This window comes from Nocardia sp. NPDC059236 (assembly GCF_042754085.1).
In the GTDB taxonomy this organism is placed as follows: Bacteria; Actinomycetota; Actinomycetes; order Mycobacteriales; family Mycobacteriaceae; genus Nocardia.
In genome coordinates, this window is the sequence record NZ_JBHZAF010000034.1 from 1 (window position 1) to 20,546 (window position 20,546).

Sequence of the window (20,546 nt, forward strand, 5' to 3'; positions counted from 1 at the left end):
CCCGCTCGACCGCACACGAAAGCGGTCCCGGCAACCGCCGTTACCGGGACCGCTTTCACCTGCCACTTGACAGAACCCGCCTACATATCAGCTGTCCGGTCTCGGCGGCCTGGCCGAAGAACCGCAAGGCACTGGCCGCGTAGAAACCGTTGCGGAGCGACGTGAATGGCACGCCGCGGACGAGCAGCGCCTCCTCGTCGGCGGCGTGGTCGCGGCAGGCCTCGAAGCGGGAGGCTGGGCTGGCGCCCATATGGCTGGTGTAGAGGATGCGGCGCGCGCCTGCCGCCGCGGCGGCGTCGATGGCTGCGCGGTGTTGTCGGATGGCCTCCGCGCCGAGCTTGTCGACCGACACGACGAGCACCTGGTCGGCGCCCTCGAAAGCGTGGGACAGGCTGTCGGGGTCGGTGAAGTTGCCCTGTCGCACCCGTACTCCGCGGTCGGCGAGGTCCTGCGCCTTTCGCGGGTCGCGGACACTCACGCCCACCTGGTCCGCGGGCGCCCGCATCAGCAGGCTCTCGACAATCCGGCGGCCCAGCAGCCCGGTGGCTCCGGTCACGATGATCATGCTGTTCTCCCTGTCGATTCCAATGGAAACGCTATGTCGATAACAGTGATACTTCCGCCGGAAACAGTCAAGCGTTATCGTTGATTCATGACATCGCCCACGTCACGTACGAGCGCCACGACCAACGTCGAATCCGACGGCACGGCGTCGGCTCGCGATCAGCATCGGCAGCGTGTCATCGAAGCCGCGGCCGATCTGCTCGAGCGTGGGGGCCGGGACGCGGTGACCACTCGCGCGGTCGCCGACGCGGCCGGATTGCAGCCACCGGCGATCTACCGGCTGTTCGGTGACAAGGACGGGCTGCTGGACGCCGTCGCGGAGTACGGTTTCGCGAAATTCGTGGCTGGCAAACGCATCGACCCCGACCCGGCCGATCTCATCGAAGACCTCCGGGCGGGGTGGGACCTCGCGGTCGAGTTCGGCCTGTCCAACCCCGCGCTCTATACCCTCATGTACAGCGAACCCGCCGGCGCCGAGTCGGCCGCGTTCCAGGTCGGACTGGAGATCCTGCGCGGACGCGTCCGTCGGCTCGCCGCGGGCGGCTGGCTACGTGTCGACGAGCAGCTAGCGGCCGGGATTATTCACGCCACCGGCCGGGGTGCGGTCCTGACCTGGCTGTCGCTCCCGGAAGCCGACCGCAACCCGGCCCTGCTCACCGCTCTCCGAGAGGCCATGGTCTCCGCGGTCACCACCGAACAGCCTGCCGTTCGAGACGCCGGCCCGGCGGGCGCTGCTCGCGCTCTGCGCGCCGTCCTCCCCGAAGAGACAACGCTCACCACCGCCGAGCAACACCTGCTCCGAGAGTGGTTGGACCGTCTCGCAACCGACCACTGACCGCGCCACGCAGCGTGGTCGGGACTCGACCGGGCACTACCATCCCCTCGTCGACCCCGAAAGAGGTTGCGCCTCAGCGGTTTCGTGAGGAGGACCCCGAGGACTATGAGTTCGTGGTGAGCACCGATTGGGTGACGCTGCGGTCGATGACCGGCTACCGGCTGGTCCGGCTGGCCGGAAAGGTCGAGCCGGACCGATGGGACGAGCTGGTCTCGGTGTTCGCGGCGCAGGGCTGGAAATTCGGCGGCGAACTCTACGACGGCGACACGATTCTCGCCAAGGTCGAGCCTTAACCGATGTTCTTGGCGAGCAGGAGGTCGAGCACCCGGGTGTATTGGTCGGGGAAGTCCATGGGAACGATTCCGTAGTGGGCGGACTGGGTGTGGGTGGTCAGGTAGTCGGCGAGTTTGGGCATGATCGCTGCCGCGTTGTCCTTGGGCCAGGCATTGTCGGCGAAGCTGGTGAAGTTGATGTACTCGAGGGTGTTGGCGGGGTCGGCGGCGGCCTTGTCGAGACAGGCTTTGACGTAGTCGAATTTGTCGCCGCCGGAGGAGCCGAAGTTCGAGGAGCCGGAGTCGAGGCCGGCCAGGCCGTGGTCCTTGTAGTGGTCCTGGAGATAGATCCGGTCGGTGCTGAAGACGCCGTTGTCGCCGCCGGGCCATTGCAGGCAGCCCAGGGAATTGGCGAACTGGGCGATGAGGACGATGCGGCCGCGGGCCTCACCCAGCGCGGGGAAGCGATTCTCCAGCCAGAACAGTGAGCGGTAGCCCTTGGTGTCCAGGTAGCCGTTGAAGATTCGCGCGAAATCGGCGCCCACGTCGTTATTGGTGCCGTCCTCCTTCTTGACCCGCATGACGAGGACTTCGCCGGGATTGCCGGCCAGGAAGGCCCGGCACTGGTCGAGCACCGTATCGAAGGTGATGCCCTGGTAGAAGGCGCTGTGGTACACGCCGAAGGAGTCCGCGGTGTGGTCCTGCGGGCCGTTGCAGCGGATGTCCAGGAAACGGATGCCGTGCGCGAATTGGTCCGGGAGCGACCAGTTCTGGGTGTGCGCCCACTCGGTGCCGTTGGCGGCGCTGGTGCAGCAGGAGTCGTGGGTGCCGGGGATGGTGAGGCGCAGCAGTGACGTGGCGTCGGGGAGCGCGGACATCCATGCCTGCGGTGGTGCGCCGACGGTTCGCGCGTGCGGGATCGCCTGCGCCGCAGGGCTGCTCAGGCCGGTGGCGAGCGCGCCTGCGGCGGCGGCGAGGGTGGTGCGGGCGAAGTCTCGGCGGGTCAAGCTCATAGAGCGGGGAGCCTAATCTGGACAATGGACCAAGATCGCCGTTTTGCCTGAATTGGGTGATCAGCCCGGTTCGGTGGTCAGGGTGATGGTGGTCCAGCCGCCCACGTGGATGCGGTCACCCTCCTGCAGTGGCACAGGCGTCTTCGGCGGGATGGGGTGCGGGCTGTCGTTGAGACAGGTGCCGTTGGTGGAACCCAGGTCGGTGACCGTGAGCGTCCCGCCGTCGATGTGCAGGATGGCGTGCGAGCGCGAGACCGCGATATCGGCGGGCGCGACCGAGAGGTCGATATCGGGGTGCACGCCCTGCGAGACGCTGCGCTTGCCGATCAGGATATTGGGCCCCTGCAAGGGGATTCGGCGGTCAGGGTAGTAGCCGGGGAAGTCGACCCGCTCCAGATCGGGTCCCTTCTGTGCCTGCATGCGCGCGTAGTGCGCCCGGTCGGCGGAAATGGTGGCGACCCAGACCGGCGCTGCGGCTCCGTTCTCGACCGCCCCGGACTCGGCGCCGGTCGGCGCCGGCTCCGCGCTCACCGCTGGCGCGGGCGGAGGCGGCGGCAGCGCCGAGTCGTGTCCGCAGTTCTCGCAGAACCGCCCCTCCGAGGGTGCCCCGCAGGACGGGCACACCGCGAGTTGCGGTGCGGCACCACCGAATTGACCGCCCATCGGCGCACCACAGAGATCGCAGTAGTCGGTGGCGGTGGTTTCGTGCCCCTCGATGCAGAGCGCCATCACGGCTCCTTGCGGACTCGGGCGGTCTTGGTGGAGCGGACGTCGAGGGCCATCTCGTCGGCGGGATCGATCTTGTTGCGCAGGCGGATGGTTCCGGTCCGCTCGTCCACCACGTCGACGACACTGAGCAGCAGCTTGGCGGTGTTCTCATTGCCCGACTCGCTGGCCAGGTGGTACGCGCGCTGGAGTTTGGCCGTGGCCGTGGCGAAGTCGCCCTGCTTGCGCGCGGTCAGGCCCTCCTGAACGGTCTGGGCCAGCTCGGCCTGTCCGGTGTAGTGCGCGACCCGGCGGCTGATGATCGCCGACTTGTCGGTATCGGTCGTCCAGGCCGCCTTGACCAGACCCTGCCCGAGCACGTCGCCCTCGGCCAGCACGCTCACCCGCGCGGCCAGCTTCTCCCGATCCGGCGCCGCCGGCTCGAGCTCCAGTTGGATGTGATAGTCGCGATCCTCGGCGCCCCAGGAGCCCAGCGGATATTCGCCCACCTGCGGCCCCACCTCGGTGCGTCGCGCGGTGAGATCCTCGATGAACGGCGCGACCTGCTTGAGGAACACGATCTTCGCGCCCACCGGTGTCCACACCCGCATGGTCAGGTCCGGAATCGCCTTCTCCATCGACGATTCCATCGTGGCCGCGAAATCCTGGGCCAGCAGGTCCGCGGTCGCCACGGTGTCGATCGTCCCGTGCAGCGCGGAGGCGATGGGGCGCACCTCGTTCGGCTCCCAGTCCACCCCGACGCCACGGCAGTCGCAGGTGAAGACACCGATGGACTGGCGGATCTCCTCCGCCAGCCGCTCGGGCGTCTCGTGCTCGTTCTTGCCGTCGGTGAGCAGGATCGCGTGCACCATGGCCCCGGGGTGCTGCTGGGCGATCAGGCGTGACAGTCCCAGCCAGGTGCCGATCGCGGTGCCGCCGTGCGGAACCAGCTTGTCCAATGCTCGCCGTGCGTTGGCGCGCTCCTGCGGGCTGACCACCGCCGAGGGCCCGCGATGCGGAAACACCACCTGCGCCTTGTCGGTACCCTCCACGATCGCGAACCGGGTGCCGTCGGGCATGACGTCCAGCGCCGCCAGCGTGGCCCGCCGGGCGCCCGCGAACTTGTCGGCCGCGCCCATGGACCCGGAGGTGTCGATGATCAGGATCTCGACCCGCGGCGGCGGCGCCACCGACACCACCAGATCGCCGGTGGCCTCGACGGTCACGATGGCGTCGACCGTGCGCACCCCCTCGGCGAGGAATGCGTTCTGATCGATGGCTACCGAAATGCCTTGGTTCTCAGCGGAAGTCACGGTGTGTCTCCTGATGGTGCGAGGGACGGGACGGGTACGAGGGCGACGGTGATGTTGTCCTTGCCGCCCGCACCGAGTGCGTGCTCCACCAGGGCGCGCGCCGCGGGCAACGGCGCCAGCGAGCCGGTGAAGCGGGACAGGGCCGCTGCCTCCGGGAGGTAGTTCCACAACCCGTCGGTGCACACCAGCAGCACCCCGGGCGCGTCGGTGTGCAGGGTGCGCACGCAGGTGGGCGACCACTGGTGTTCGCTGTCGGCCCCCAGCCAGCGGGTGAGCACGTGCGCGTGCGGGCCGTCCATGGCGGTGGCCGCGTCCAGCACGCCGTTGTCGACCATGGCCTGCGCGAGGGAATCGTCGACGGTGAGCCGGTCGGAGTCGTCGCCGCGCAGCCAATAGGTGCGGCTGTCACCGACATTCGCGACGGTGATGTCCGCGCCGCCCTCGGCGTCGAACTGCACGATCGCCGAGACATAGGTGCACGACGGTGCTTTCCCGTCCGGCGAGCCGACCGCCTTGACCGCGTCGGCGGCGGCGGTGAGCCCGGCCATGACGCAGTCCTCGGCGGGCCGGTCCGCGGCGAGGGCGGCCAGGCAGGCATCCAGCCCCGCCCGGGCCGCGGCACCCGAGGCGGCCTGCGGGTCCTCGGAGGTCGACACCCCGTCACAGACCGTGATGACCGCGGCGGCCGGACGATTCGGCACCGCGCCCTCCAGCACCGCCGCCGCGACCGCGTCCTCGTTGCGGGCGTGCAACAGGCCGCGATCGGTGATCAGGCACGCGGTGCCCAGGTCGAACTCGAAGCGATCCCGCTCGGGCCCGAGCTCACCACAGGTGGCGCAGTAGCCGTCCGGGTCGAATTCGCTTCCGCCGCAGCCGGTGCAGTCGGGCGGCGGACCGGATTCGACGGTGGCCGTGGTGCCGGTGGGTGCGAGCCGGGCACTGCGCGCCGCCTCGGCCACCGGCACGGTCGAGCCGGAGCCGGGCCGGAATTCCTTGGGCGGCAGCGCGATCACCCGGATACCGAGTTTGCGGCCGCAGGCCTCGCAGAACCGGTCGGTGTCGGCGACGAAGGTGCCGCAGTGCGGGCAGCGGGCCGTCACAGCAGCGTCCTCGGGCGCACCGCATTGGCCTGCTCCACCAGGGCGATCCGTTCCCACATGTCCTCGGTCTCGTGCGCCAGGTCGCGATAACAGCGTTCCAAACCGGTGCGTACCCCTTGTTGATCGAGCGCCACCCCCAGCAGCGGGGAGTGGTCGGTGGGCACCCTGCCCAGGCGCAGCCAGCGCAGCGCCGCGTCCAGGACTCGCAGACGGGCCTGCGCGGCACGGCGTTTCGAGTCGAGGGTCAGACTATCGATGCGTTTGCCGGCATCGCGAACCAATTGTTCGGTCAGCTCGGCGGGCTCGGCGACGGCCAGCAGCGTCTCGACGGCGGTGACCCCGGCCTCGGTGTGCACCGCCGAGGCGGCGTCGACCTGATCGAGCACCGTGACCGCGCCCGCCCGGTCGCCGGTCGCGCGCCGCAGCCGGGCCGCGCCGAAGGCGGCGCTGGTGAAGGAGCGGTCGGTGCGCCAGACCAGGTCGTAGTAGCGGGCGGCCCGCTCGCGCGCGGTCTCGGGGTCCAGTCCGTCCGCGGCCATGAGCTCGGCGGTGACGGCCAGGGCCAGCTTCGGGGCGGCCTCGCCCGGCAGGGCGCTGTAGAGGGCGTCGAATTCGGCTGCGGCGGCGGGCCAATCGCGCTGCAGCAGGCGGGCCAGGCCCGCGAACCAGGTCAGCCGCCAGTCGCCGGACAGCGTCTCGCCCACCGCGTCCAGCCGGCGCAGCGCGTCGTCCGGATCGCCGAATTCCAGTGCGGCGCGGATCAGCCGGAGCGGGATCTCCACCGACTCCTCGCGGCCGGTGACCACCGACTGCAGGCCCGCGGTGATCTCGCGCTCCAGGTTCTCGGGCGTGACCGCGCTGGTGGAGGCCAGCAGTGCCGCGCCGCTGTCGCTCGGGTCGACCAGTGGAACCTGCAGCGCCGCAATGAGGGCGCGGGGATCGCCGGGCAGCTGGTCACCGACGCCGAACACCCCGCGCGGCGGGCCGAACCGGGTGGACAGTCCCGGCCGGGGCCGCCCGTCCTCGGTGGCCAGCACCTCGCGCAGAATGCCGGTGAGCTGATCGCCCATCTCGGTCATGGAGGTGAAACGCGCGTCCGGCTCGATATCGGTGGCGCGCACCAGGAATCGGTACAGCGATTCGTGGCGGGCCATGAGCGGTTCGAGCTCGGGACCGGGCAGCGGGCCGAGTTCGTTGTTCACCGGCGGGATCCGCATGATGAGCGCCGCCAGCGTGCGGCCCACCGTGTACACCTCCGACGCGACGGTCGGCCCGGTCTGAGCGATCTCCTTGGCCTGGTAACCCGGTGTGCCGTAGATGGTTTCGCTCTGATCGTGCAGGCCGACGACCGCGCCGAGGTCGATGAGCTTGAGCTGCTCCTCGGTCTGCATGACATTGTCGGGTTTGAAGTCGCAGTAGGCGAGCCCGCGGTCATGGAGGTACTCGAGCGCGGGCAGCATCTCCAGGATGTAGGCGATGGCCCGCGCGGGCGGCAGATACCGCTGATCGGCCGTGCGCTGTTCGCGCAGCAGCTGTTTGAGCGATTTACCGCCCACGTACTCCATCACGATGTACCCGACCGGCTTGGCGTCCGGCCCGGTGTCCTCGGCGAAGTTGTAGATCCGCACGATATTCGGGTGATCGACCTGCGCGAGGAACCGCTTCTCCGCCACGGCCGCCCGCATGGCGTCCGCGTCGCCGGTATTGAGCAGGCCCTTGAGGACCACCGGCCGGTCGTCGACCTTGTGGTCCACCGCGAGATAGATCCAGCCCAGGCCGCCGTGCGCCAGCGGGCCGAGCACCTCGTACTGGCCGCCCACCACATCCCGGCCGGACAGCTTGGGGGTGAAGGAGAATCGCGTCCCGCAGTGGGCGCAGAAGCCCTCGGCGCGACCGGGCTGACCATTGCGGCTGCGCCCGACCGGCCGATTGCACCTACCGCATTCGCGATGGTTCTCCGGCACCTCCGGATCGACGAGCACGGCCTCGCCCGGATCCCGGCGCGGCACCGACGGCACCTTGACCATGCCGGCACCGAGCCGGCCGCGGCTGGCCCCGGAGGCTCCCGACCGCCCGGTGCGCACCGAGCGCCCGCTGCGGGAGGACCGGCCGCTGACCGTCGATCCTGTGCTCATCGCCGACGCGTGCCCGGTGTCGTGCGCGGTGGTGGCCAGCGCCGACGGCGACGCGGGCGCGCTGCCGCAGACATCGCAGTAGCCGTCGACAATCGTTCCGGTGCAACCGGGTTCGGCACAGCGGTCGGAGCCGACGACAGCGCTCGCCGCGCCGGAAGCGCTGGTCCCGGTCGACGTGGTCGGCCCGCCCCCGGTGGCCGCGGGCGCCGCGCTCGGGGCGGTGCCGCAGACGGTGCAGTAACCGTCCTCGATGGTCCCGGTGCAGCCGGGCTCGGTGCAGTTCATGATCGCCTCCCCGATTTCTGGTCGATGAGCTGGCGGTAGTCGGTGATGGCGCGGGTGACCGCGGCCAGATCGCAGGGCCGGCGCGAGAGCAGCCCCGCGGCGATGCGGGCGGCGGCGAGCACATCCTGGTCCTCGGCCACCCCCAGCCGGGCGGCCTTGGCACGGTAGGAACTGAACCGCCCCTTCAGTTCCATCCGCCGATCGAGCAGCCCCTGCGCGAGTTGTTCATTGCGGGTCGCCGCGTCGAGCGCCCCGGTGATGCGTTGCCGCAGCTCCCACAGCACCGTGGGCACGGGCGGATTGGCTTCCAGCGCGGTCAGTTCCGCGCTGTACACGGCACTGTCGTCCGGATGTCGGGGGAGCGGCGCGGCCAGAATGGTGTGCTCCACCTCGGCGCGGGCGCGATCGGCCCGCTCGTAGGTCTTGCGCAGCGCCTCGACCCGGGCCCTGGACCGTTCGATCGCCGCGTCCCAATCCGTCGAGATGGCCCGCAGTTCGGTCAGTACGGTCGCGGCCTCGCGCATGCGCCGGGACAGCTCGCCCAGGCGACGGTCGAGCGCATCGGGTGCCAGGGCCAGGGGATCGGTGGCGACCTGCATGGCGAGGGCATCGATATCGCTTGTCAGCGACTGCAATTCGGGAATCGACATGCCGGTGCGGGTCAGCTCCGCCTGCAGCGGCGCGATATCGGTCATCACCCGGGTGTGCACCGCCTCCACCGCGTCGAGCACCCGCACCACGGTCGGGAAGGCCGCGCGCATGCGGTCCAGCATCTCGGTGATGCCGATCAGTTCGATCTGCTCGCGCGGCCCGCCCAGCGAACGCTGTGACATCGGAATCGTGCTGCGCGACACCTCGACCGGCTGTCCGCGCAGCAGGCGCGTGAGCTCCTCCCGGTCCAGTGCGTCCAGGCGTCGCCGCCCGCGCGCGGTCCGGGCCTGGTCCAGCACGGTGCCCAGCCGCCCGAAGTCCTCCCACATGAGTTCCAGCGCCGCCCGCGCCGGCGCCCAGCGCTGCTCGGTGACACCGGTGGGCGGGAAGCGGCGCAACAGCACCAGCCCGGGATGCTTGTCCAGTTCCACCAGGGTCGCGGCGATGGTCTCGATTTCGCGTGCCCGCTCGGCGATTTCACGATCTATCTCGGCGACGCTGAGAATGTGCCCAGGATTCTCGTGCATGACCGGCTCAGTCGCTGTACTTGGGCGCCGGGGGACCGTTGGACGGCCCGAGCACGCTCAGCCGCTGGTTGTAGATCCGCTGCCAGGTACCGTCGGCGCGCACCCGCTCCAGCACGCCATTGACGAACTGCACGAGATCCGTGTTCTGCTTCTGCACTCCGATGGCGTACACATCGGTGGCCATGGCGTCGCCGACCACCTCGAGATTCGGGTCCTGGATCTTCAAGCCGTACAGCAGCGGCAGGTCGGTGCTGGCGGCGTCGACCTCGCCCTGCTGCAGCGCGGTCAGGCAGTCCAGCCAGTTCTCGATCCCGATCACGATGGGGCGCTGGGGAAGTGCGAACACCGCGTCCAGCGTCGTCGAGTTGGGGATACCGCAGACCTTCTTGCCGCCCAGATCGGCCGCCGAGCGAATGCCCGAGCCCTTGGTCACCAGCACCCGCTGGTCGGTCTCGAAATACACGGCGGAGAACTGGACCTGCTGGCGGCGCGCGCAGGTCGGCGTGAAGTTCTGCACGACCAGGTCGACCTCGTTGTTCGCCAGCGCATCCGCGCGGTGGGCGGAGTCGATGGGATGCAGGTCCACCCGGCCCGGGTCGCCGAACAGGTCGCGGGCGATCTCGTGGGCGAGATCGATATCGAAGCCCTCGAGCTCGCCGGTCGACGGATTGCGGTAACCGAACAGGAATTGGTTCTGGTCCACCCCGATCCGGATCTTCCCGCCGGCGACGATGTTCGCCATCGTCGACCGGGCGGGCATGGACCCGGGCTGCGGTTGCGGACTCAGCGGCCGCAGGCTCGCGGTCGGGTTACAGGACTGGTCGGCGCGCTGATTGGGCGCGGTGGCGAGGACGGTGGCGCCCGCCGGCAGCCGGCTGCCGGACGGCAGCTGGAAGGGCGCGGCATCCGGCGTCGACCCGCACGCGGCGGCCAGCAGCGCCACGGCTGCCACCATCAGCATCCGCATCCGCTTCACAGGAACTCCTTCAACCGCGGCCACACCCCGACGACGATCGATCCCGCCGCCGCCAGCAGCAGCACCAGCGTGCCCAGCGGGCTCAGGGTGAGGGCATTTCCGGCCGTGTTCACATCGTCGCGCACTTCCTGGCGGGTGCGCTCGAGTTCGGTCTTCAAGGCGTCGTCGAGGGCGGTGAACTGGGCCGCGGATCCCGCGCCGTCGGTCTTGATCGACTGGTCGACCGCCCCGCGATAGTCGTTGGACTTGTAGGCGGCGAGCTCCTTCTGATGGCCGTCCTGCCAGCCCGAGAAGGCCTTCGACGCCGCGGAATTGCCGCTCAGCAAGCCGGCCAGATCCGCGCGCAGCTGGTCGCTGCCTGCGGTGAAGCGCTGCTCGCTGGCGTCGACGTCGCCGCGGGTGATGAGCTGCAGCGTCTCCTCGGTGCGCGCCTGCTGGGCGAGAATCCTTGCCTGAGCGAGCTTTTCGAAGCGGGCGGTGGCCCCGGTGTCGATGGCCGCCGTGGTCGCGGCCGTGGTGGCCAGGACCCACAGCAGCGCGACCACCGTCAGACCGCCGGCCGTGACCACGCCCGGATTGATCCAGCGGTTGGTGCGCCGCACCAGAATCCACGAGCCGTAGCTGCAGGCCGCGAGCAGCAGCACCAGCGTGCCCGCGCTCCACCAGGGCAGCCCGGTGATCGCGCCCTGATCGCTGTGCAGCTGTGCGAGGCGAATGTGCTCCAGTTCGCCCGCGTCCTTCAGGATCGAGCCCTGCATGAGCGCCGACGCCTGCCGCAGATACGCGGAGCCGACCGGCAGGCCCTGCCGGTTATTGGCCCGCGCCGCCTCGACATAGCCGGTGTAACTGGGCAATTCGGCCGAGATCCGGCCCAGGATGGTGCGGGTCTCGGCGTCCGCGGCGCCGGTGGTGGCCTCCGCGAGCGCGGCGGCCGCGTCGGTCAGCGCGTTCTCGTAGCGGATCCGCACCTCGGGCGACTCGATGCCGCCGGAGAGATAGGCCGTGGACGCCGCCGCGTCGGCCGTGGACAGTGCCACGTACAGCCGCTGCGCGGCATTGGCCAGAGGTTCGGTGTGCGCCAGGACGGTGTCGTGGCGAGTGATCTTGGTGCTCTGCTGATCGGCGGTCACCAGGCCGCCGAGCAGGGCCAGCAGTGCGAGGGCAGCGCCCACCGCACCGATGACGCCGGGCGCGGTGCGCACGAAGCGCCGCGTCCATTGCATGCCCCCGCGAGTGATCGCCGCTGAGCGACTGCGAATGGTCGCCGGTAAGCGACTCCTCAACTCCGTTTCCCCCGTTCGACCGGCCGATGCTCCCCGTAGCCAGATCGTACGGTAGCGATCGCACCCTGTCGATCGAGTTCCAACCGGTCGGAATTCGCTGAGCGGGTCCATCATTTCGAATGCACGTGCATTCACGACCGCACCATGAAATCCAGATTTAACCGCGTGTAATCGCCGGGAAATGTTCCGGCACAACACTTGGTTCACCCGATGTGACCTTAGACACCTTATGTCACAACGTAATTTAGTGCTGGAGCGGGTCTGGTGCCTGCCCGCTCCGCGGTGAGGTAGCGCTGAACCATGTCACCGTATCCCGACTGGCTGAATCCCGGCGACAATGCCTGGCAGTTGGTAGCTGCGACTCTAGTCGGCCTGATGAGCATTCCCGGTATCGCGATCTTGTACGGCGGTCTGGTGCAACGCAAATGGGCCGTCAATACCATGCTCATGGCGTTCACCGGATTCTCGCTGGTCCTGGTGGTGTGGGTGCTGTGGGGCTTCAAGATGGGGTTCGGCGAGCCCGTCAAACTGGGCCCAGGAATACTGCGGGCCGCAATCGGCAAGCCGCACACAATTCTGAGTTCCAATAATCAAGAGCAGGCCGTGATTCCGCTGCTCGACGGACTCATGCCCAAGTTCCGATTCTCCCAGACCACGCTGGCCTACTTCCAGTTCGTGTTCGCCGGCATCACACCGCTGCTGTTCCTGGGCAGCGTGATCGGGCGCATCAATTTCAAGGTGTGGCTGATCTTCGTCCCGCTCTGGTCGACGCTGGCGTATTCGGTCAATGCATTCCTGATCTGGGGCGGCGGCTGGTGGTCGCAAATGGGTGCGCTCGACTACTCGGGTGGATATGTCATCCACCTGGCCGCGGGCACCACGGGCTTCGTGGCTGCGGCGGTCATCGGCCCGCGGCTGACCCGCGACCGGGAACGGGCGGTGCCCAACAACCTGCCCATGGCCGCGGCCGGGGCGGGCATCCTGTGGCTGGGCTGGAACGGCTTCAACGGCGGCGACCCGTACTTCTCGGGTGCGGATGCCTCACTCGCGGTGATCAATACCAATCTCGCCACCGCGGTCGCGGTGCTGACCTGGGTGATCTGGGACATGCTGGCCGGTCCGTCGCGGCGGCCCAACTTCCTGGGCGCGGTCAACGGCATGATCGCCGGCCTGGTCGCCATCACCCCGGCGGCGGGCTTCGTGAACAGCTTCGGAGCCATGGTGATCGGTCTGATCGCCTCGACCCTGGTGTGGCTGTCCTGGAACAAGCTCGGGCGCACGCGGCTCTTCCGCAAGGTCGACGACACCCTCGGCGTGGTGCACACCCACGGCGTGGCCGGGCTGGCGGGCGGCATGCTGGTCGGTGTGCTGGCCGATCCGAACATCCGGGTGTACCTGGGCACCGGCGGCGCGGCCGACGCCACCTACGGCGGCTGGCTCTACGGGCACAATCCGAAACTGCTGCTCTGGCAGGCGGGTGCGGCCGCGACGGTGATCGTCTGGGATGCGCTGGTCACCTTCGTCATTCTCAAGGTGCTGAGCCTGTTCATGAGCCTGCGCATGCCCGACGACGTGCTCGAGACCGGTGACGTCGGAGCACACGAGGAAGAGGCGTACCCGGACGACACGCTCGTCCACGCGCAACCGTCCGTGCGGAAAGCGGTGCGAACGGAAGCGGCGGTGCGGCAGGACGGAGCGGAGATTCCGGCCAAGGAATCCTGATGTCGGCGCCGCTGCACCTCGGCGGCATGATCGGTTACCACAATATGGACCCGGGCGGCGGTGCGGACGCGAAACTCCTCACGCTGGTGGTGCCGCCCGGCCTGTTCGATCAGATCAAACAGGCCCTCGCCGCCTTCGGTGTGCGGCGCATGGTGGTCACCCAGGTCTATCGTGTGGACGACCGTGACAACCGCGTCGAAAGCTATCGCGGACAACGTTTCGAAACCGATGTCTCCGCCGGCCTGCGAGTCGAATTACTCGCCCGGACCGAGGATGTCACCGACCTGGTGCGCATGATCGGCCGGATCGGCTCCAACCACGAAGCCTCCAATATCCAGATCTGGATGATCGACGCCCGCCGGTTGTGAACGGCCGGAAAACTCGATTGCCGCGCTCCCGCCCCGATCGTATGGTCGAGGCGGGAGTGTGCCGTGCTGATTCGAGGCGGCGCGGCAATTCATCGGTGGGAGTTCGGGTTTGGCAGTGCTGTTGGCCTTCGGCGTGGTCGCGGAACGTGATCGGCGCGCCTGGCTGGTCGAGACGGGGGAGGCGATCGAGCACGACGGGCCCGAGGGCGCGGCGGTCGTCCTGGGCGCACGGGACAGCGATCCCGCCCGCGTGGCCATCGCCTGCGCCGACCTGGCCGGGCTCATCGAGCTCGGCGGCACCGTAATCGCCGGGGCCGGAATCGATCTGGGCGACGGCTTCGTGTCCGCGCGGCTGGCGGGCGCCGGCGGTGACCGGCGGGACGCGGTGCTGGCGGCACTGCGGGTGCTGAAGGTCGGCGGCGGGTGGCGGCTGGGGGAGCGGACGGCGACCCTGGTCGCGCTGTTCGGGGTGACGGCCACCAAACCCGTGGGTGCGGCCGCCGAGCAGGCTATCGGCGAGGGGCGCTGGGCCGCAGTGGTACTGGCGTCCGCGGCGGCGGATCTGCTCGGACCCGAGCAACTGGTGCGTGTGCTCGAGCTGCGCGCGCCCGACGGCATCGATCCGGTGCCCGACGGCGCGGCGTCGGTGCTGGCGGCGAATCTGGGCCGGGTCCTCGAACCCTGTTCGCGCCCGCGGCGGCTGGAGCTGGTGCTGGATCTGTGGGAGCAGGTGTGCGCGCGGCAGCGGGCCGTGCTCGAGCGCGAGCGGCTGCTGGCGAGCCACGATCTGAGCGTGCTGGCGTCGCTGCGCGAACGCTCCGACCGGTTCTACGAGCAGCAGCTGGTCGAACTCGTCCAGGGATCGACCCCGGGGCCGCTCACCCTGCCGACGGCCATTCGATTTCGCCCGACCTGGCGCAATCTCTGGAAGCACTGCGTCGAACGGATGATCCAGGACGCGCTCGCGGCCACCGTGCTGCTGCGGGCCGCGGTCGCGGTGCACGAACTCGGGGTGGTCGCGGGCATCGACCGGGTGCGCGAGGAGATCGCCGTGGTCTCGGGGATGCTCACCTCGCGAGAGATCAAGGCGGCCAGGTATCCCGTCGGCGAGCTGAACGCCCTGCCCGTGCGGCCCGGTGTCCATGTTCGTGAGATCGACGCGTGGCTGCGGCAACAGCAGCCACGCAACGCCGCCTACGAACGGTTCGTGCGCGCCCGGATGCGGACCGCGCTCGCCTCCGCGATCGTGGTCGACGAGCGGTGCCGGATGTTGCTCGGCATCGAAATCCCCGCACGGTCGTTCCCGGCGGAACACTGGGATTCGAGCTCGCTGCGGGCCTGGCGCGCGGTCGCCGGTTATACCGTGCAGCGGCCACCCCAGGACTGGCGTTTCGACCCGATGGTGCGCGTCCATGGTCGGCCCGGCCTCGCGGTCCGGCTGGCGGGGGATCCCGCCGCGGCCGAGCATGCCTCCGACCTGCTGTGGCTCGCCGACCTCGCCGATGCCATGGCGCGGGCGCGCGGACATGAGGCCGCCGTGCCGACGCACTACTACCGGGTACCCGACTTCGAGACGAATCCGGCGGCACCGCAACCGGATCCGCTGACGCCGCGGTCGGACTCCATACCGCTCGCGGTCGCCGGAGCCGCCCAGCTGGTCGACCTCGGGGCGACCGTCCCTGCCCGGTGCCGGGGCTGGGCGCGCCTGTGCGCCGGACTGGTGGGCAGCGGTGTCGTGGCCGCCGCGCTCACCAGCGAATTCGAGGTCGCCGAACCGGTCCTCGCCCACGACGGTGCCGGGTTGCCCGGGACGTCGCTGCGGATTCAGATCGCCCGCACCGCCACCCGGCTCGCGGAGTGGTCGGACCATATGGGCAATTGCATTGCGGGACAGTGGTATCAAAGTCAGGCCGTGCGCGGGCGCAGCATCCTGCTCGGCCTGCGCGACGAGCACGACCACCTCCAGGTCAATGCCGAACTGCGCCGTGCCGGCCGCGGGTGGACGGTCAGCGAGATCGCCGGACGATTCAACCGGGAAGCCGATCCCGCAGTGCGGCAGGCGGTCCGGGACTGGGCCGCGACCCTCCGCGTCGAGGAGCCGGAACCTGATCCGGTGGAGTTGGTGACTGCCGAGCTGCCCGCTCGGGCCCGGCGGTCGGCACCTGATCCGGTCCGTGAGGTCGGTCCCGCACTGCACGAAGCGGTCCGTAAGGCGATGGTCGAGTCGGAAGCCGCCCTGCGCGTCCTCGCCGCTCTGGCCGGGGACACCGACGGCGATCCCAAAACGCTGACCGCTCTGCGCCGTTCGGGCATCGACCGGCTCACCGCCCTGTGCGCGACCTTCCTCGACGCCAACCCCGCCGCCCTGCCCGCCGTGTGGACCGCCAGCGGCAGCCGCCCCCTCGCCGCCGCGATCGAATCCCTGGACGCCGCCCTCCTGACCCGCTACCCCCGCCTGCCCACCGTCACGGCCGATGCGCCCGTACCGTCGAAACGGCTGCGCGCCTTGATAAAAGAGCCGGACATCGCCACCGCCCGCAGCATGGACCTGATCGCCCAGCGCGTCCGGGCCGCCATCGGCCGCCTTGCCCGCCGCGGCGACCCCGCCCTCACCCACGCCATCACCCGCCACCCCACCCCCGACCTGCTCTGCCCCCTGATCCTGGCCACCACCTGCACCCCCACCCACTCCACCCCGGTGACCGCGATCAGCGCTCCCCGAGCCACCACCGTCCCCGGCTACCCCGCCACCTCCCTCTCCGCCCCCGAGGGCCCCTGGCTCACCGCCTGGCCCGCCGCCCTCGAACTCGGCACCCCCGACCCCGGCCCCGGCCACGAAACCTTCTGGTCCCACATAGCCGACCACGGCCTCCTCATCCCCACTGTCTGGCTCGGCTCGGGCGGCTGGCCGGCCCTCTGGTCCCGAGCCCACCGGGAATAGCGTCGCCCTCCCTCGAAGCTTCTCGGACCGTGCTCACGGTTGCTGGTTGCTGTTGTTCGCCGTGATCGGATCCGGCGACCGGTCGACGGCTTCGGACTGGTTCTGCGGATCGCCTCGGCGTAGGAGGCGCGTAACCGTGTGTGCCACAACGCGGTACGAGAGGTAGGCGGGCACGATCACCAGCAACACCATGCGCAGCGCTATCAGGGTGGCGGCGACTGCCAGATAGCCCACGCTCATGCCGTCGGGGGAGCCGAATCCGTGTCGCTCCGACAGTGCCGCCAGGACGGGGCGCAGGGCGAGGTACAGGATGATCGGGATCAGTGGGAGCCGGATGAGACGCCATCCCGCGCGCAGCCACTGGGTGGCGGGAATTCTCATGCGGCGAGCTCCGGGCCGGAGGTGAGGAAGGCGAGTAGGAGGGCGTTGCCGATCACGCCGCCGTTGGCGAAGCGCAGGCGGTTGCCGCTGCGCAGGGGGAGGCCGGCGAGGTCGGTGGTGCGGAACAGGCGGGTGAAGATGCCGCGGTGGCCGAGGGCGCGGGCCGGGGCGAGCGCGAAGCCGGTGGCCGAGACCGATATTCCGAGGATGACCGGACCGCTGTCGATGTCTCCGGTGCCATCGGAACCCCGGCCGTACTCGTGGATGGCGCTGAAGCCCAGGATGTTTCGCTCCTGGTGGAACAGTCCGGTCGCCAACTCCTCGGCCAGTGCGCGGCTCGCGAAACCGGCGAAATAGGCCCCCAGCCCGGTTCCCGAGGCGCGTGGGGCATCGTGCGCGTGCGCGTCGACTCCCATGCGCTGCACCAGCAGTCCGGTGCCTCGATCGATCTGGACCGCGCGGACCTGTTGCGCCCAATGGGCGAGCACCGCCGTGTGGTCGACGCCGGTCGCGCGGCCGTGCACCGCGATGGCCGCGGCGACCGCCGCCACATCGGTGGGATAGGCCTCGCCCGGAAAGGTTTCCAGCAATGCGGTGGGCGAGGCGAGCAGGCGGCGCTCGTAGGAGGCGACCAGCGCGTCGTCCTGGGCAGCGAGGTCGGGCGGGAACGCCGGGTCGACCAGCCGCGCCATCCCGAGCGCGAGCGCGGGATACGAAAGATACGCGTGCCCGTGCGGACTGTCCGGAACCGCCAGCCCATCCTCGCCGTTCCAGGCCGCGGTGAACAAGTCCCGCATCTCCGGCCGCAGACTCTTCGCTGCCGCACGAGTCGCGATGGGCGCGAACCGTTCCCGCCATTCCGGGTGCGCCAGACACACCTGAGCCAACCCCAGGGCGGTCATCTGATGCGCGAGCAGCCCCCACATCCCGGTGATCTCGCCACCCGCGCCGCCCTCCCGCAGCTGATCATCGGCATCCTCGAACGCCACCAACTCCTGCGCAAGCCCGCGCACCCGCCCCGAATCCCCATCGAACCACGCATCGGCATCCCGCCCACACCACCAGCCCGGCACCAACGCCGCCACCGACAACGCAGCCAGCAGCCCGGCCAGAATCGCAACCCAACGCCGAAACCTGTGTGCTCGAAGTATTTCGATCGAACTCCCCATGAGCCGAACGTACATTCCCCACCCGACCCACTGCGACAACGATTTTCACCCCGATCCATCGGCAGCCGGGATCGCAGTGCGCAGTCGGCAACAAGATCAGGGAGCTCTCAGCGACGGAAATCGGACAGATTTCCGCAGCAGTGAGAGCTCCCTGATCTTGGTTGCTGGATGCTCCTGATCCGGTCAGAGCTTGGTGACGGCGTCCAGGACTTCCTGGGTGGTGGCGGTGACGCCGAGACGGGGGAAGATCTTCTCGACGGAGTGGGTGTGGGCGGCGGGGTCGCGGTCGGCGGCGGCGTCGGTGGCGACGATGACGTGGTAGCCGTGTTCGTGGGCGGCGCGGGCGGTGGATTCGACGCCGATGCTGGTGGCGATGCCGCCCAGGACGATGGCGGTGACGCCGCGGCGGCGCAGGTGCAGGTCGAGGTCGGTGCCGTGGAAGGCGCCCCACTGGCGCTTGGTGATCCGGATGTCGGTGGGCTGGATGTCGAGTTCGTCGAGGAGCTCGTCCCAGCCGGGCGGCGGGGTGAACGCGCCGGCGGGCTGCATGGTGCGGCCGGGCGGCATGTCGCTGCCGTCCGCGGCGAAGGTGACGCGCACCAGGACGACCGGCAGGCCCTTGTCGCGGAAGGCCTTGGCCAGCTCGGTTCCCCGGCGCACCACCTCGTCCGCGGGGTAGGGCTGGGTGGGGGCGGCGACGATACCGCGCTGCAGGTCGATGAGAACCAGAGCGGTGGTGGGATCGAGCAGGGTGTCGGTCAAGGTGCAATCCTTCTCTGGGAGTGGTGATTCCGGTCAGTCTTCGGTGAGCCGGGCGAGCAGCGGGATCGCGGCGATGAGCGAATCCTGTTCGCCCGGCGAGAGTTTGGTCGTGATCGCGGTGGCCAGCCAGTCTTCCTTGGCGTCGTGCGCCAGCCGCAGCAACCGCTGTCCCGCCTCGGACAGTGACAGCAGCACCTGCCGCTGATCGGTCGGATGCGGCGCGCGCACCACCAGCCCGCGCTCCTCCAGCACGGCGAGGGTGGTGCGCATGGACTGCGGCCGCACCCGCTCGGCCCGCGCCAGATCGGCGACCGACATCGGCCCCTCGTGTCCGAGCCGGCTCAGCGCCACGGCCTGCGAGGGCGTCATCTCGATCCCGGCCCGGGCCGTCCGCAACTGCCGCAGCAGCCGACTTGCGGCCACTCGCAGTTCGCTCGCGGCGGCGGCCACTGCTGCGGCCGACCTGTCCTCTCCGTTCACGCTCACCGGCCCAGAGTGCCACAAACAAAGTCAAACTTGCAAGTTTGCCTGTCGAATTTGTGATCCGGCCAAGCGGTCGCGGAGGAAGCGGGTGATCTCCGCGCGCGCCGCTCTGGCCTGGGGCACCAGGCCGGGCATCGTGATGAACGCGTGTGTCGCGCCGGGGTACTCGGAAAGCTGTGTGGGCGTGCCGGACTCGCGCAGCCGCAAGGCATAGCGGCGGCCCTGGTCTGCCAGGGGGTCCAGGGTCGGCACCACCACCAGGGCCGGGGCGAGCCCGCTGAGGTCGTCGGCATGCAGAGGCGATACCGCACGAGGATCGGAGCCGGGCGGTACTGCCAACTGCCGGAACAGGTTCAGCTTCGGCTGGCTGAGCGTCGGACTGTCCGCGTACCGGGAGATCGACGCATAGTCATCGAACGACCCGGCCAGATCGCTCGCGGGGTTGACCAATACCTGTGCCCGCAGCGTCAGGCCGGACGCCTTGGCGCGGATCGCGGACAGCGCGGTGATCAACGCGCCGGTGCTCTCCCCGGCGACAGCCACCCGTGTGGGGTCGACTCCCCAATTCCCGGCGTGATCCACGATGTGCCGCAGCACATCCCAGCCGTCGTCGGCGGCCGCCGACAGCGGAATCCCCGGCGCGAGCAGGCGATGCTCGACCGACACGACGACCGCGGGCAGCCGCGCCGCGAGATGACTGTTCCCCCAATCGCATTGCGCCGCCGTCCCCGCGAACCCGCCACCGTGGACATGCACCACCAGCGGTGGCGTGCCGCCGCGTTCGCCCGACGGCCGATACACCCGGACCGGGATCACGCGATCACCCAGCGCCACCTCCTCCCAATCAATAGTGGTGCCGCGCTCCGGAAAACCGGTGATCACCCGCACTGCCCGCGACCCGAAGAGACGATTGGCCGCCTCACTGTGTGTCGCCAACTCCGCGGCCGTCAGCGTCTCCCAATCCGGGTCCTTGCGCAGGGCGTGCAGCAGCCGAATACCCAACGGCGGCCGCTCTCCCGTGTCCGCCCGGTTCGTGTCATTCCTGTCGTGTCTGAACATGC

General features: G+C 69.6%; 19 protein-coding genes. 5 read left to right on the forward strand and 14 right to left on the reverse strand.

Features of this window, described 5'->3' with window-relative positions; all coding sequences use genetic code 11:
• Nucleotides 1-55: 55 nt before the first annotated feature.
• Nucleotides 56-565 (reverse strand): NAD(P)H-binding protein, encoded by a 510-nt coding sequence (locus ACFXIV_RS44780; protein WP_379403603.1) that lies wholly within the window; start codon nt 563-565, stop codon nt 56-58.
• 87 nt (nt 566-652) lie between these two features.
• Here ACFXIV_RS44780 and ACFXIV_RS44785 point away from each other — a divergent pair, with 87 nt between their 5' ends.
• Both ACFXIV_RS44785 and ACFXIV_RS44790 read left to right on the forward strand, forming a co-directional pair.
• Nucleotides 653-1,399, forward strand: a complete 747-nt coding sequence (locus ACFXIV_RS44785; RefSeq protein WP_379403602.1) for a TetR/AcrR family transcriptional regulator — start codon at nt 653-655, stop codon at nt 1,397-1,399.
• A gap of 113 nt (nt 1,400-1,512) precedes the next feature.
• Nucleotides 1,513-1,692: a hypothetical protein gene (locus ACFXIV_RS44790; RefSeq protein ID WP_379403601.1), complete on the forward strand. Its 180-nt coding sequence runs from the start codon at nt 1,513-1,515 to the stop codon at nt 1,690-1,692.
• On the opposite strand, the gene ACFXIV_RS44795 is transcribed toward ACFXIV_RS44790, so the two are convergent.
• Genes ACFXIV_RS44795 through ACFXIV_RS44830 form a run of 8 tightly spaced genes read right to left on the reverse strand, consistent with a single transcriptional unit; the run spans nt 1,689 to nt 11,599 of the window.
• Entirely contained in the window at nt 1,689-2,684 is a 996-nt protein-coding gene (locus tag ACFXIV_RS44795) for a phosphatidylinositol-specific phospholipase C (protein ID WP_379403600.1), read from the reverse strand. The two genes, ACFXIV_RS44790 and ACFXIV_RS44795, sit on opposite strands and share 4 nt — an antisense overlap.
• 60 nt (nt 2,685-2,744) lie before the next feature.
• Nucleotides 2,745-3,413, reverse strand: coding sequence for an FHA domain-containing protein (locus ACFXIV_RS44800; RefSeq protein WP_379403599.1), 669 nt, complete (start codon nt 3,411-3,413; stop codon nt 2,745-2,747).
• Complete coding sequence (locus ACFXIV_RS44805) at nt 3,413-4,702, reverse strand: VWA domain-containing protein (protein WP_379403598.1); 1,290 nt, start codon at nt 4,700-4,702, stop codon at nt 3,413-3,415. The genes ACFXIV_RS44800 and ACFXIV_RS44805 overlap by 1 nt, the downstream gene beginning before the upstream one ends.
• Nucleotides 4,699-5,802, reverse strand: coding sequence for a zinc ribbon domain-containing protein (locus tag ACFXIV_RS44810; RefSeq protein WP_379403597.1), 1,104 nt, complete (start codon nt 5,800-5,802; stop codon nt 4,699-4,701). Before ACFXIV_RS44810 ends, ACFXIV_RS44805 begins: the two co-directional genes overlap by 4 nt.
• Nucleotides 5,799-8,222, reverse strand: a complete 2,424-nt coding sequence (locus ACFXIV_RS44815; protein ID WP_379403596.1) for a tetratricopeptide repeat protein — start codon at nt 8,220-8,222, stop codon at nt 5,799-5,801. Before ACFXIV_RS44815 ends, ACFXIV_RS44810 begins: the two co-directional genes overlap by 4 nt.
• Nucleotides 8,219-9,400 carry a hypothetical protein gene (locus ACFXIV_RS44820; RefSeq protein ID WP_379403595.1) on the reverse strand — a complete coding sequence of 394 codons (1,182 nt, stop codon included), beginning with the start codon at nt 9,398-9,400 and terminating at the stop codon, nt 8,219-8,221. Before ACFXIV_RS44820 ends, ACFXIV_RS44815 begins: the two co-directional genes overlap by 4 nt.
• 7 nt (nt 9,401-9,407) lie before the next feature.
• Nucleotides 9,408-10,367: a glutamate ABC transporter substrate-binding protein gene (locus ACFXIV_RS44825; RefSeq protein WP_379403605.1), complete on the reverse strand. Its 960-nt coding sequence runs from the start codon at nt 10,365-10,367 to the stop codon at nt 9,408-9,410.
• A gap of 5 nt (nt 10,368-10,372) precedes the next feature.
• Nucleotides 10,373-11,599 carry a hypothetical protein gene (locus tag ACFXIV_RS44830; protein WP_379403594.1) on the reverse strand — a complete coding sequence of 409 codons (1,227 nt, stop codon included), beginning with the start codon at nt 11,597-11,599 and terminating at the stop codon, nt 10,373-10,375.
• A 360-nt stretch (nt 11,600-11,959) separates the two neighbouring features.
• Here ACFXIV_RS44830 and ACFXIV_RS44835 point away from each other — a divergent pair, with 360 nt between their 5' ends.
• From ACFXIV_RS44835 to ACFXIV_RS44845, 3 genes are all read left to right on the forward strand, one after another.
• Nucleotides 11,960-13,381: an ammonium transporter gene (locus ACFXIV_RS44835; RefSeq protein ID WP_379403593.1), complete on the forward strand. Its 1,422-nt coding sequence runs from the start codon at nt 11,960-11,962 to the stop codon at nt 13,379-13,381.
• On the forward strand, nt 13,381-13,749 hold the full coding sequence (locus tag ACFXIV_RS44840) for a P-II family nitrogen regulator (protein ID WP_354846270.1): 369 nt from the start codon (nt 13,381-13,383) through the stop codon (nt 13,747-13,749). Before ACFXIV_RS44835 ends, ACFXIV_RS44840 begins: the two co-directional genes overlap by 1 nt.
• 109 nt (nt 13,750-13,858) lie before the next feature.
• Nucleotides 13,859-16,690, forward strand: coding sequence for a hypothetical protein (locus tag ACFXIV_RS44845; protein WP_379403592.1), 2,832 nt, complete (start codon nt 13,859-13,861; stop codon nt 16,688-16,690).
• A gap of 33 nt (nt 16,691-16,723) precedes the next feature.
• Here the strand turns inward: ACFXIV_RS44845 and ACFXIV_RS44850 are convergent, their stop codons facing one another.
• The 5 genes from ACFXIV_RS44850 to ACFXIV_RS44870 form a co-directional block, all read right to left on the reverse strand.
• The gene (locus tag ACFXIV_RS44850; RefSeq protein ID WP_379403591.1) at nt 16,724-17,071 is read right to left on the reverse strand and encodes a hypothetical protein; all 348 of its coding nucleotides are present in this window, start codon (nt 17,069-17,071) and stop codon (nt 16,724-16,726) included.
• Complete coding sequence (locus tag ACFXIV_RS44855; protein ID WP_379403590.1) at nt 17,068-18,240, reverse strand: hypothetical protein; 1,173 nt, start codon at nt 18,238-18,240, stop codon at nt 17,068-17,070. Before ACFXIV_RS44855 ends, ACFXIV_RS44850 begins: the two co-directional genes overlap by 4 nt.
• A gap of 183 nt (nt 18,241-18,423) precedes the next feature.
• Nucleotides 18,424-19,002 (reverse strand): hydrolase, encoded by a 579-nt coding sequence (locus ACFXIV_RS44860; protein WP_379403589.1) that lies wholly within the window; start codon nt 19,000-19,002, stop codon nt 18,424-18,426.
• Between the two features lie 33 nt (nt 19,003-19,035).
• Nucleotides 19,036-19,488 (reverse strand): MarR family winged helix-turn-helix transcriptional regulator, encoded by a 453-nt coding sequence (locus ACFXIV_RS44865; RefSeq protein ID WP_379403588.1) that lies wholly within the window; start codon nt 19,486-19,488, stop codon nt 19,036-19,038.
• 24 nt (nt 19,489-19,512) lie between these two features.
• Nucleotides 19,513-20,487 carry an alpha/beta hydrolase gene (locus tag ACFXIV_RS44870; RefSeq protein WP_379403587.1) on the reverse strand — a complete coding sequence of 325 codons (975 nt, stop codon included), beginning with the start codon at nt 20,485-20,487 and terminating at the stop codon, nt 19,513-19,515.
• Nucleotides 20,488-20,546 lie beyond the last annotated feature (59 nt).

What these genes read in the sequence shown, in the direction of transcription:
- ACFXIV_RS44850 (WP_379403591.1), bottom strand. Translation starts at nt 17,071, where the DNA reads ATGAGAATTCCCGCCACCCAGTGGCTGCGCGCGGGATGGCGTCTCATC.
- ACFXIV_RS44800 (WP_379403599.1), bottom strand. Translation starts at nt 3,413, where the DNA reads ATGGCGCTCTGCATCGAGGGGCACGAAACCACCGCCACCGACTACTGC.
- ACFXIV_RS44820 (WP_379403595.1), bottom strand. Translation starts at nt 9,400, where the DNA reads ATGCACGAGAATCCTGGGCACATTCTCAGCGTCGCCGAGATAGATCGT.
- ACFXIV_RS44855 (WP_379403590.1), bottom strand. Translation starts at nt 18,240, where the DNA reads ATGGGGAGTTCGATCGAAATACTTCGAGCACACAGGTTTCGGCGTTGG.
- ACFXIV_RS44840 (WP_354846270.1), top strand. Translation starts at nt 13,381, where the DNA reads ATGTCGGCGCCGCTGCACCTCGGCGGCATGATCGGTTACCACAATATG.
- ACFXIV_RS44825 (WP_379403605.1), bottom strand. Translation starts at nt 10,367, where the DNA reads ATGCGGATGCTGATGGTGGCAGCCGTGGCGCTGCTGGCCGCCGCGTGC.
- ACFXIV_RS44830 (WP_379403594.1), bottom strand. Translation starts at nt 11,599, where the DNA reads ATGCAATGGACGCGGCGCTTCGTGCGCACCGCGCCCGGCGTCATCGGT.
- ACFXIV_RS44815 (WP_379403596.1), bottom strand. Translation starts at nt 8,222, where the DNA reads ATGAACTGCACCGAGCCCGGCTGCACCGGGACCATCGAGGACGGTTAC.
- ACFXIV_RS44835 (WP_379403593.1), top strand. Translation starts at nt 11,960, where the DNA reads ATGTCACCGTATCCCGACTGGCTGAATCCCGGCGACAATGCCTGGCAG.
- ACFXIV_RS44795 (WP_379403600.1), bottom strand. Translation starts at nt 2,684, where the DNA reads ATGAGCTTGACCCGCCGAGACTTCGCCCGCACCACCCTCGCCGCCGCC.
- ACFXIV_RS44780 (WP_379403603.1), bottom strand. Translation starts at nt 565, where the DNA reads ATGATCATCGTGACCGGAGCCACCGGGCTGCTGGGCCGCCGGATTGTC.
- ACFXIV_RS44785 (WP_379403602.1), top strand. Translation starts at nt 653, where the DNA reads ATGACATCGCCCACGTCACGTACGAGCGCCACGACCAACGTCGAATCC.